13 protein-coding genes are annotated in these 11,489 nt (G+C 46.2%); 8 read left to right on the forward strand and 5 right to left on the reverse strand.

What is annotated here, in order from left to right:
- Positions 1 to 120: 120 nt before the first annotated feature.
- The 3 genes from Q4Q46_RS03580 to Q4Q46_RS03590 all read right to left on the reverse strand — a co-directional run bounded on the left by Q4Q46_RS03580 (position 121) and on the right by Q4Q46_RS03590 (position 2,947).
- Positions 121 to 987 carry a sterol desaturase family protein gene (locus tag Q4Q46_RS03580; RefSeq protein ID WP_311905244.1) on the reverse strand — a complete coding sequence of 289 codons (867 nt, stop codon included), beginning with the start codon at positions 985 to 987 and terminating at the stop codon, positions 121 to 123.
- Positions 988 to 1,129: 142 nt separating this feature from the next.
- A complete protein-coding gene (locus tag Q4Q46_RS03585; RefSeq protein WP_259214908.1) occupies positions 1,130 to 2,161 on the reverse strand; it encodes a DUF2804 domain-containing protein in 1,032 nt (343 codons plus the stop codon).
- 222 nt (positions 2,162 to 2,383) lie between these two features.
- Entirely contained in the window at positions 2,384 to 2,947 is a 564-nt protein-coding gene (locus Q4Q46_RS03590) for a porin family protein (protein ID WP_107949071.1), read from the reverse strand.
- A 146-nt stretch (positions 2,948 to 3,093) separates the two neighbouring features.
- On the opposite strand from Q4Q46_RS03590, the gene Q4Q46_RS03595 reads away from it, so the two are divergent.
- The 4 genes from Q4Q46_RS03595 (at position 3,094) to Q4Q46_RS03610 (ending at position 6,400) form a co-directional block, all read left to right on the forward strand.
- Positions 3,094 to 3,660: a YajG family lipoprotein gene (locus tag Q4Q46_RS03595; protein WP_107949073.1), complete on the forward strand. Its 567-nt coding sequence runs from the start codon at positions 3,094 to 3,096 to the stop codon at positions 3,658 to 3,660.
- A gap of 29 nt (positions 3,661 to 3,689) precedes the next feature.
- Positions 3,690 to 4,274 (forward strand): peptidylprolyl isomerase, encoded by a 585-nt coding sequence (locus Q4Q46_RS03600; protein ID WP_261272263.1) that lies wholly within the window; start codon positions 3,690 to 3,692, stop codon positions 4,272 to 4,274.
- A gap of 73 nt (positions 4,275 to 4,347) precedes the next feature.
- On the forward strand, positions 4,348 to 4,668 hold the full coding sequence (locus tag Q4Q46_RS03605) for a hypothetical protein (RefSeq protein WP_107949078.1): 321 nt from the start codon (positions 4,348 to 4,350) through the stop codon (positions 4,666 to 4,668).
- A gap of 316 nt (positions 4,669 to 4,984) precedes the next feature.
- Positions 4,985 to 6,400 (forward strand): AmpG family muropeptide MFS transporter, encoded by a 1,416-nt coding sequence (locus tag Q4Q46_RS03610; RefSeq protein ID WP_311905245.1) that lies wholly within the window; start codon positions 4,985 to 4,987, stop codon positions 6,398 to 6,400.
- Between the two features lie 120 nt (positions 6,401 to 6,520).
- Here Q4Q46_RS03610 and Q4Q46_RS03615 read toward each other — a convergent pair whose 3' ends face one another.
- Complete coding sequence (locus Q4Q46_RS03615) at positions 6,521 to 7,006, reverse strand: YajQ family cyclic di-GMP-binding protein (RefSeq protein WP_006080274.1); 486 nt, start codon at positions 7,004 to 7,006, stop codon at positions 6,521 to 6,523.
- A 154-nt stretch (positions 7,007 to 7,160) separates the two neighbouring features.
- Here Q4Q46_RS03615 and Q4Q46_RS03620 point away from each other — a divergent pair, with 154 nt between their 5' ends.
- From Q4Q46_RS03620 to Q4Q46_RS03635, 4 genes are all read left to right on the forward strand, one after another.
- Positions 7,161 to 7,523: a VanZ family protein gene (locus Q4Q46_RS03620; RefSeq protein ID WP_107949082.1), complete on the forward strand. Its 363-nt coding sequence runs from the start codon at positions 7,161 to 7,163 to the stop codon at positions 7,521 to 7,523.
- Between the two features lie 49 nt (positions 7,524 to 7,572).
- Positions 7,573 to 8,511, forward strand: a complete 939-nt coding sequence (locus tag Q4Q46_RS03625; protein ID WP_311905246.1) for a ketopantoate reductase family protein — start codon at positions 7,573 to 7,575, stop codon at positions 8,509 to 8,511.
- 351 nt (positions 8,512 to 8,862) lie between these two features.
- A complete protein-coding gene (locus tag Q4Q46_RS03630) occupies positions 8,863 to 9,201 on the forward strand; it encodes a P-II family nitrogen regulator (RefSeq protein WP_311905247.1) in 339 nt (112 codons plus the stop codon).
- Positions 9,198 to 10,511 (forward strand): ammonium transporter, encoded by a 1,314-nt coding sequence (locus Q4Q46_RS03635; protein ID WP_107403816.1) that lies wholly within the window; start codon positions 9,198 to 9,200, stop codon positions 10,509 to 10,511. Before Q4Q46_RS03630 ends, Q4Q46_RS03635 begins: the two co-directional genes overlap by 4 nt.
- A gap of 101 nt (positions 10,512 to 10,612) precedes the next feature.
- Here the strand turns inward: Q4Q46_RS03635 and Q4Q46_RS03640 are convergent.
- Positions 10,613 to 11,489 (reverse strand): EAL domain-containing protein (locus Q4Q46_RS03640; RefSeq protein ID WP_311905248.1); only part of this gene is annotated, 877 nt, incomplete at its 5' end.

Below are 11,489 nucleotides of genomic sequence, written 5' to 3' on the forward strand. Positions count from 1 at the left end.
TATGGGATTGTACATTTTTACACCAAAACAGTGGCAAAAAACGGAATATAGGCTAGCAAGGCTAAATTCAAGACTCTATTAGCCATTTGCGCTATTTAACTTGGAAAATGCAGTGGATAGTTATTCCTCGCTTTTTAAACTGCTAGAAGGCGGAGCAAACAAGATACGTAGTCGTTGTTTAACACTCAAGCCTGTCGCGGTGACCTCAGCAAACATGTCTCGCCATTCGCTAAACGTCACTTTAAGGGGATTAAAACTATTCACAGGCTTAGTGATACCGTAAATCACAGTCTCTACCTCGGGCTCAAAAGTGCCAAACAGCTTGTCCCAAATAATCAGCACACCCGCATAGTTTTTATCTATATATTGGGGATTACGACCGTGGTGCACCCTGTGATGTGACGGTGTATTGAAAACCCATTCCAACGGTCCGAGTGATTTAATCGCTTGGGTATGCACAAAAAATTGCAATCCCAGATTGAGTAATACCACAAACACCACCCAGTTTGGATCGAAACCTATGACCACCAGCGGTAACCAAAATACCCACATTCCCGCCAATGGATACATTAAACTCTGACGAAAAGCCGTACTAAAATTCATATTCTCAGAGCTATGGTGCACCACGTGAGCCGCCCACATCCAGCGCACTCTGTGGCTCGCCCTGTGGAACCAGTAATAACAAAAGTCCTGCGCAACCATCAAGGCAATAAAGCTTAATGGGCCCATTTCAATATCGAATAACTTCCAACCAAACACCGCTAGATACAGCTTAGCGATCAACAAGCCAGTGAGCAGATCAGCGCCTTGATGCATGGCCGCGAGGCTGAAATTACACAGCACTTCTTGGCCGCGATAACGTGCACTCAAAGGTAGTTTTTGTCTTTTATCGCCAAAATACCATTCCAGTAAAATACACACGAAAAACAACGGCGCGAGTACGAGCAGTAACACTTCGGGGTGCTGGATCAGCGAGGCGATATCCATATAAGGTCGTCCTGTTTTCTTGTTGTTTTATGATTATTTTTAGTGTTTTTACATCAATTCTGAGCGAGTGTTATAAACCGCATTAAACGCCACAACACAGGCAACAGTGGTCGATTAGTCGCATTTGACGACCCGCATACGGTTACCAGCGGGCATAGTGATCTTCGGCAAGTCCCAGCACATTATTCAACTGGTAACTGCGCCCTTGATTATCGATAATCGTGCCGCTGAAATGACCGATGAATTGGCGGAAATTACTCTTAAGCAAGAGCAAGTTACGCTTTTCACTGCGACAATTGCGCGCCGCAAACTGTAAATCCACTTGGCCATTTTGACTGTAGACTCGCCAAACCTCGGCGCCGAGCGTGGCATGTCGATCAAACTCAAATTGCACTGGTCCGAGTAAATGACGCTCGCCATTAATCCAGAAGACATTTTCAGTAGCGCCGGTTTCATTGACGCCCGCGGCTAAATTAAGCCCCATAATGCCCTCATGGATCCGCGCGTTGATCGACGCCCAGCGCCAACTGGTATCGCGGCGCATGTAACCCGCCGAAAAATCATAACCAGCTAAAGCGTGATTCAGCGGCTGCGGCTCATGGGCTACAGTCAAACTACCTTTAACCGTCAAACCATTATGTTTCTGTGTGTAAGTCCAACCGTTGTATCCAGTAGGACTACACATGGCCATAGGCAAACTTAAGGGTGCTGAGTGCAAAGTCACATCGGCTTGAATATTTTTAGTATCAATGATTAACCGCCAACCGCCCTCTACAATCTCAAAGCTTAACTGCGCTCCTTTACGGCCAATACGACTTTTACCCTCAGCGGGCGATGGCGTCATCTGATAGCCAAATCTTAAAGGTTTTAGCCAATCAAGCTGGGTGAGAGTGTTGGTTTTTATGTCGTATAAATAACAAAACGCACTGCCGACGTAAGCAATATCGGCGAGTGCGATACCAAGGACATAACGTGGTGTGACCAAAGAGACAAACTGAAACTGTTTATAATCGAAATGCTTGGCCCACGCTGAAGCGGGTTTATCCATAGTATCGAAATAAGCAAAGTCCGCTAAACCTAAGGTTTTGACTATGCCATCGAAATGGCCGAAATGGGGTAACCCCTTCGGATTGATCAGGCTATCTGGGGCGATTTGCGTTGCTATCGTTAACATGACTAAGCCTTACAGAAAGGACGCGGGAGCATTTGTGCTCTCTCATTCTAAACATCGAATTTTTACTCTAACCTGTCCCCCTTTGCATTAAAAGAGTGCAAGGCTAAAATGTTGTCACTTTGTTGCGGGCGAGTATTCTGTTTACAGCTCTAATATCCAAGGTTCTAAAACGAAAAAAGCGCCAAGGGCGCTTAATTGAGGCTAATTGATAATATTTGCGAGTTAGAATCGATAACTCACGCCAAAGTTGACCCCTTGCAGCTCTAACTCTTTCATTGGCACATATTGGTACTCAAGATTGAGTCCAAAGCCAGAGCGAAAACGATATTGCCAACCTACAGCGCCGTAAAATCCTACATCATCCGAATCCATCTCTTGCTTATCCATCTCATAACTCACTTTGGTATAAGCGGCGCCGAGCTTGGCGTACAGACTATTACCACGAGACAACGCATATTCGCCATAAGCAGTGGTTCTGATACCTTGGTAATGTAAATCTTTGATTTCACTGATACCACTAATAAGTGCACTCGCCACTCCACCCGTCCCCGTTAAATACCCCGCTTCAAAACCAAAATGCTCATTAAGCATAAAGCGATAATACAAGTCACTGGTGAAGGTATCACCTGCATCATATTTACCGCTGTTGGTTTCAAATTCTTGAGTACCGTAGCCTAAACTGCCGCCGAGTATATGGGCGGAATCCCCCGCGAATGCATTGGTGCTAATGATGCTTGACGCCATTGTCAGACCCACAACAATCGAAATTAACGACAGTTTTGACATGTTTTGCTCCAGATGAAATGAACTAACCCATAGTGAACACTGGATGTTATCACTGTAAGCTGTACTCCAACTGAATCGAGGTGTTCTGTGGCATCAAAAGTGATTTCTGGTATGCTGTAGCCACTTTTACTTGTACGAGAGATCCCATGAAACGGCTATTACTGACTTTGACTTTTCCCCTGCTGTTTGCGGGCTGTGCCAGCCAAAACCCGACTCATATGGCTTTCAGTCCCCAAGTGCCCAATATCAGTCAACAAACGGCGCAATCTGTACCTATCTCTCTTGAAACCGTCGATACGCGCACCGTCGATTATGTTGCTCGTTTTATTGAAGAAGGGACAAAAACACGTTTGGTCGGCCCAAGTGAACCGCCTAAGTTGCTGCTCGATGAAGTGTTCCGCGCAGGCTTTAACCAAGCCGGTTATCAAATCGATCCTAGTGCAACCAATTCAGTGCAAATTCAATTAGAAGAATTGCAAATGGATGTCACTAAAAAGACTTTTGGCTATGAGGCAAAACACAGTGTATTAATCGCAGTGCAAGCCAAAAACTCAACCCAAGAACTGGTTAAACGTTATAAGGCAAAAGGCACCTTGAAAGGCCCTTTAACACCCGATTTTGCGACCTTGGAGCTGGATATGAATAAATTACTCGGCCAACTCACAGGCGAAATTCTCAATGATCCTGAGCTTAATCAGTTTCTACAACAATAACAGCGTCAGTTTATTATAAGGAAATCAATATGCTCCGTTGGATATCAGCCCTCTTATTTCTCTTTATGAGTCACAATAGCTTCGCACTCGACATTCAGGCCGATACCTTGTATCCCAGAGTCGAGTTTGACACTAGCTTAGGCAAAATAGTGATCGAACTAGATAGAACACGCGCACCTATCACTGTCGATAACTTTTTAACTTATGTCGTCAAAGGCGAATACGACAACACGATATTTCACCGTGTGATCAGTGACTTTGTGGTGCAAGGCGGTGGACTCACCCCTAAGTATGAAGAGCTGCCAGACGGCAAACCGATAGTCAACGAATCGGGGAATGGGCTCACCAACAGCATAGGCACTATCGCCATGGCGCGGGAAAATGAACCGCACTCAGCCACACGCCAGTTCTACTTCAACGTGGCCGACAATACTAAACTCGACCCATCCAAACGCCGTTGGGGTTATGCGGTATTTGGTGAAGTGATTGAAGGTAAAACTGTCCTCGAAGCTATGGCTGTCGTTGAGACAGGCACGAACGCTAAGCTCAATTGGCCCGATGTTCCTGTGACACCTATCATATTGAAAACCGCTAAATTATTACCAAAACAGTAATCCAAAAATATTTTCGAGCAAAAGCGCTAATTTTGCATCTATACTGTGATAGCAAACAGAAAGGAGGCAAACGATGACAGCAACTGAGTTCATCGATAATAAAGCGCCCCAACTCGCCTTTTATGGAAAAGCGTTTTTGAGTGAAGAACTCGACTTCCATGAAGTGCAACTTTACTTATGGGACACGTTAGAAGAATGGCAGCAATTGAATTCGACTGGCGAAGCGCAAACGGAAACTGAAAAAGTGTTTTGGCACTTGCTTCACAGCTTTAACAGGTGGCCTGACTGTGTGATCCGCGGTAATCAATATCTGCGTAAGCAAGTAAATGATTGCTGTGACTTTCTGAGTTTAGGCGGCCGAGTGCCACAGGGATGCGTTGGGATAAGACCTTAAGTTCTGCATGCCTATCAATAGAAAATGGCCCTGTTATCAGGGCCTTTTTATATCGCGTAATTGATTCCTCCCCCTTCATTTTTGTCATCTTTTCTATTCATACAGGCAATCAATCCCGATGATTAATCCTGACGCTTAACGCTGACGATATAAACCCGCGGCTCACGCTTAGCAACAGAAGATTAACGCTTAAGCCATATTCAATCACCAAAATGCGCCAAAACGAGAGCTCAATATAAAAGGAATGCCATTAGCCCTTGAACCCTATGGCACCTTACCCGTAAGCTAGGCGGATTAAATACCTAGACTCATACCTATGTCCGCAACAGGTTTTATTCAACGTACACTCGATGCACTCAGTGTCTATTATCATAAGCGGGTTTTGATCCTGTTATTACTGGGTTTTTCCGCCGGCCTACCATTAATGTTGGTATTTTCAACGCTATCCTTTTGGTTGCGTGAAGCCGGTGTTGATCGCACTTCAATCGGTTATTTCAGCTGGATAGCCTTGGCCTATGCGTTTAAATGGGCTTGGTCGCCCTTAGTCGATCGACTCTCGCTACCACTGCTAACTCGCTTTCTTGGCCGCCGCCGTAGCTGGATGCTGTTCGCTCAGTTGTTATTGGTCGGCGCTATCTTAGGTATGTCATTCAGCGATCCGCTCAAGGATCTCGAACGCTTAGCGCTATTCGCATTAATGGTCGCCTTTGCTTCCGCCACCCAAGATATTGTGATTGATGCCTTTCGAATTGAATCCGCCCCAGAAAAGATGCAAGCCGCATTAGCCGCCGCCTATCAAGTGGGTTACCGCAGCGCCATGATAGTCGCCACCGCAGGTGCGCTCACGATAGCGGCTTGGGTCGAACCCGGTAACACAGCATACAACTTAGTGGCCTGGCAAACCTCTTACCTGATTATGGCGGGCTTGATGTCGGTGGGGATTTTGACCACGCTTTTTAGCCGAGAGCCCAAAGTCGATACCCGCGCCGCCGATGCCACCGAATTAGCGCTAAAACAACGTTTAAGCGCCACTTATCCAAGCGTTATCGCCGCTGGCATGTCTTGGGTTTACACGGCCAGTATTTTGCCTTTTATTGATTTTTTCAAACGCTATGGCCGCAGCGCTATCCTCATCCTATTGCTGATTTCTTGCTACCGGATCTCGGATATTGTGATGGGCATTATGGCGAACGTCTTTTATGTGGATATGGGCTTCACTAAAGAAGAAATTGCCTATTTGAGTAAGATCTATGGCCTGATCATGACCTTAGTCGGCGCAGCATTCGGCGGTGTTTTGTTAGCGCGTTATGGCACGATGAAGATCCTTTTCCTTGGCGCTTTGTTGGTTGCCGTAACCAATCTTTTATTCGCGTGGCAGGCGGTGATTGGCTACAACGTGCCCTTTTTAACCTTTGCCATTTCCGTAGACAACTTTAGCGCAGGAATCGCCACGGCGGCTTTTATCGCCTATCTATCGAGTCTCACCAGCAGCGGCTACAGTGCAACGCAATATGCCTTACTGTCTTCGATTATGTTGCTGTTCCCTAAGTTTATCGCGGGCTTCTCGGGGGCTTATGTCGACGCATTTGGCTATGTGAACTTCTTTGTCGCCGCCAGTGTTATTGGGTTTCCTGTGCTGTTTTTGGTTATCTTAGTTAACAAGTATGCGCCGCACCCCAGCAAATCGTTAACTGATGGTACGTCAAAAGATACAGCAGCAAACTCGGATTAAAATCTTAAAACACTTAGGATATCAATAAAAAAAGCCCTCACACCTTAGTGTGAGGGCTTTTACATTTAAAGACGAAATGGCAAACGCGATACTGCATCACGTTAAAGCAATTTTGCTCGATTAATCTTTAAAGTTATCAAATTGGAAGGGCTGGCCTAACTCAGACTCGCGTGCCAATGCCATGACAGCTTGTAAATCATCACGTTTTTTACCTGTGACTCGTACTTTTTCGCCCTGAATAGACGCTTGCACTTTAAGTTTGCTGTCTTTAATTAGCTTGACCAGTTTTTTAGCGATTAAGGTTTCGATACCTTCTTTAAACTTCACTTTGAGGGAGAAGGTTTTACCGCTGTGGATGGCTTTCTCATCGACTTCCATCGAAGACGGATCCACATTACGTTTGCTCAGTTGCATACGTAAAATGTCCACTAATTGTTGGCATTGGAAGTCATCTTCAGCGGTTAACGTGACCACATGGTCCTTATATTCCACGTCAGCCGTTTTACCGCGAAAATCGAAACGGGTCGCCAGCTCACGTTTGGTATTATCAACCGCATTGCGCAGTTCAACTTCATTCACTTCTGACACAATATCCATTGAAGGCATAGTTTTTATGTCCCATATCAAATTAATATGCAGCTAGTTTACCCACACACAGGCCTAAGTTGAAGGCAAAGCCTAGAATAAAGCGTAATCATGGATGACTTTAGTGGTGGATTTTCCTATCATTGGGCCACTCTAAGCTAATGCAAACATATTTGTGATAACTAAAAATACCCTATTTAAGCTGGCTTTAGCCGTAGCCTTTGTCGTGATCAGTTATCTGGTATTTTCCAGACCAACCTATTCGCAAAGTATTCCGAATATCGACAAGGTTGGCCATCTTGGGAGCTTTTTTTGCCTCTCCTATCTCTCCTATCTCGCTTTCAGACCTAAGTGGTATTGGCTATCGCTCACATTGGCAAGCTATGCCATTTTAATTGAGCTAGTGCAATCGCGTTTACCCTATCGAAGCGCCTCTGTGGCGGATGTTATCGCCGACTTTGCGGGCATAGCGCTGTTCTACTTTTGTAATTGGGCCTATGGCAAATACTTTCGTGCGGCTCAGTTGCGGGAAGATTAGTTCGAACGCAATACATGGGCGCTGATACAGAAATCTTAAGGCTGCGAATATGACTCATGCTGTGGATATTGCCATTTTAGGTGCAGGTGCCGTTGGACAACTGATCTGTCGCCAATTAACAGTTGCGGGCATGAATGTCGGTTTTATCGGCCGTAGTGCCCTCGAAGCTAGCCAGCAGGTTCTGAATTTCACCCCATTAGCGTCTGCCGATGACAAGCAACAGCAGATACACGCTATCCCGTATTCGGTGCCTATCTTAACTGCCGATGCGCTCGACAATATCCGTCTGGTGATTGTCTGCGTTAAAGCCTATCAAGTGCTTGATGCGCTTTCTCCCTTACTCAAGCAACTGCCTAATCAATGTCATATTTTGTTATTACACAATGGCATGGGACCTCATTTAGCACTGGCACCGCTCATTGATGCACAAGCTAATGGCAGAGGGCTAAGCTTAGGGACAACTTCCCAAGGGGTGTTACGTCAAGCCCATTGGCAGATTAAGCAAACCGGACAAGGGCTGACTCAGCTGGGGCATTTCACAGGCACTGAACTGACGGAGCATTATCGCAACGCTTTGCTGGCTGCCATTCCGAGCAGTGAATGGATCGATGCGATTGTGCCTTGCCTGTGGCAAAAACTCGCAGTCAATGCCGCCATCAATCCGCTCACGGCGCTATATCAATGCCCCAATGGCAAACTAGCTGATCCAGATTTCAGTGAAATGATTAAGGGTATTCTCGATGAGTTGGTCATGGTTGCCGCACATGATGGCGTGTCGCTTGATAAATCATTTTTGCACGACAGGGTCTACCAAGTGATCCGCCTCACTGCGGGGAACTTCTCGTCGATGCACCAAGATATTGCACATCAAAGGCGAACCGAGATAGACCAAATTAACGGCTATATCTGTGAGCGTGCACAAGCGCACGGTTTAAGTGCGCCAGTCAATGCCGAGCTTTGGGCGCGAGTCAAACAGTTAGCCGTTTAAGCGATGAAAACTTGCCTAGTCAACCTAAGCTTAATCTGCTGTTTAATAAAAGTAATCTGTAAATCACGCGTTAATTTCTCACATTCATACAGCGCATTAAAACGCTGACTCCCCTCGCTCTATATCCACTCAACACTATCTGCACTGATACTTGTCAGCAACACTTAGCTTGCACCAATAAAACGCACCAATTCAGGGCGATTAAATTCTGTCTTGCACCGTTTTGCATCAATCTTTCATGCAATTTCGGTGCGACTGAATGTTAACACAATGATAATAAATGCTTTGTTTATATGGCCTGATTCCTGCTTTATTCCAATAAATTGAGCCTGAAGTTTGTTGGAGAGAAAATTGAAACTGGTCACTGCAATCATTAAACCGTTCAAATTAGACGATGTACGTGAAGCCTTAACTCAGCTCAACGTCCATGGCATGACAGTCACTGAAGTGCGCGGCTTTGGCCGCCAAAAGGGCCATACGGAATTGTATCGTGGCGCCGAATACGCAGTGGACTTTTTGCCTAAGATGAAGCTCGAAGTCGCCATTCACTCCGATCAAGAAGAAGCCGTTATCGAAGCCATTATTGCCGCTGCCCATACAGGCAAAGTGGGCGATGGCAAAATCTTTGTGACCGAACTCCTACAAGTCGTGCGCATTCGCACTTCGGAAGAAGGAGTGGATGCCCTATGATGCTAGCGAACTTCAGACTCAGTTTTAAATATCTATTGATATTATTCAGTATGTTGGCGACTAATGCTGTCGCCGATGAGGGTCAGTTCAGCGCCGCAAATACCGCGTGGATCTTAAGCTCATCCGCGCTGGTGTTGTTGATGACCTTACCCGGATTAGCCTTATTTTACGGCGGTTTAGTACGCAGTAAAAACGTGCTCTCGATATTGATGCAATGCTTCTCTATCGCCGCCCTTGTCTCAGTTTTATGGTTTGCCATAGGATATTCACTCGCCTTCGATGCGGGCAATAGTTTTATCGGTGGCTTGGGTAAAGCATTACTGTCAGGAATTGGCCGCGATAGTCTCAGTGGGGATATTCCTGAGCCCCTGTTTATGCTATTTCAAATGACCTTTGCCATCATCACGCCGGCACTGATCATCGGTGGCTTTGCCGAGCGAATGAAATTTTCGGCCGTGCTCATCTTTTCTGGAGCTTGGTTATTATTGGTTTATGCGCCGATCACCCACTGGGTGTGGGGCGGTGGCTGGTTAGCCCAGCTAGGACTGTATGATTTCGCGGGCGGAACCGTAGTACATATTACCGCCGGGGTTGCAGCGCTCGTGGCCGCTAAAGTACTAGGTCCGCGCAAGGGATTTTTAAACTCAGCGATTATGCCACACAACCTCACCATGACAGTCACAGGTGCGGGCATGCTGTGGGTCGGTTGGTTCGGTTTTAATGGTGGTAGCGCGCTTGGCGCCAATGGCACTGCAGCCATGGCGATTCTAGCAACTCATCTCGCCGCTTCTATGGGCGCGATGACTTGGGCAGCAATTGAGTGGATTAAATTTGGCAAACCCAGCGCCCTTGGCATAGTCACTGGCATGGTAGCAGGCTTAGGCACTATTACTCCGGCGTCTGGTTATGTTGGCCCTGCGGGTGCCTTAGTGATTGGTTTACTCGGCGGGATCGTGTGTTTTTACTCAACGGTCTATATCAAACAGAAACTAAAGATCGATGACTCCTTAGACGTTTTCCCCGTGCACGGGGTCGGCGGCATTCTCGGAACCCTTTTAGCCGGCGTGTTTAGCTCGACCCAATTAGGCGTCTTCAGCGGCTACGGTTTTGCGGCCGTGAACGAAACCATGATAGACCAACTTGGGGTGCAGATTATCGGGGTCGCGGCAACATTCACTTATACAGCAGTCGTCACTTGGTTACTCTTTGTGATAATCCGCAAGCTACTTGGCGGCCTGCGTGTCAGCACTGAGCAAGAAGTAAACGGCTTAGATTTATCGGAACACGAAGAAACTGGTTATAGTCTTTAAACGCTATAGTCTTTAAACGCTTTAGGCTACAACTTGAGCTATAACGCCTGAGCAGCAATAAGGGCACCTAAGTGCCCTTATTGCTGACAAGTTTGATGATGCTAACGTTTAAAATGCTCGACTAACCATAACTTTAAATCAGCCAGCTTCATCGGCTTAGCAAAAAGATATCCTTGTAAAAAATGCACTTGGCGACTGGTTAAATAATCCGCCTGCTCCTGCGTCTCAACCCCTTCTGCCACCACGACATAATTCATCTTATGGGAAAGTTCAATAATAGTATCAAGCACATGGGAAGTGACAGAATCTTGCCCTATGGTATCGATAAAGCATTTATCAATTTTCAGATAGTCTAACGGCATCGTTTGCAGCAGGGATAAAGTGGTTTGCCCAGTACCAAAGTCATCGATTGCCACAAGAATTCCTAACTGTCGCAAGCTTTCAATACACTGGCAAATATCCGGCGTTAACAATTGCCGTTCGGTGATTTCAATCAAGGGCTTAACGCCAATACGCTCCAGGGAATCCCGCAGATGAATAAATTTCGACTCGATATCATCCTGCGTAAAGTGTTCTGGCGCCACGTTAAACGCAACTCTAAAGCCCGGTTCGACCTTCATATCGGCAAAATCTTTTAATGCCCGCTCAAAAATATAGTTGGTCAATGGGACAATTAACTTGCCCTCTTCGGCAATGGGAATAAACAAATCAGGCCGCACTAAGCCCATTTGAGGATGCTGCCAACGCACTAATGCTTCAACGCCTTTGGCCTTACCATCCTCGGCACAAATCACAGGCTGATAAACTAAGAAAAACTCTTCGTTTTCTATCCCACTGCGAATGTCATCGGCGAGGGAATGACGAGTGACCCTTGAATAGAGCACAAATAGGATAGTCCCCGTAATCAAGCCTATACTAACGGGCAAAGAGATGGCCAAAAATATCCAAAAGAAATGCCAGAAAAAGGCAGGTGACATT

The sequence above is a fragment of the Shewanella vaxholmensis genome, assembly GCF_031932135.1.
Classification (GTDB): Bacteria; Pseudomonadota; Gammaproteobacteria; order Enterobacterales; family Shewanellaceae; genus Shewanella; species Shewanella hafniensis.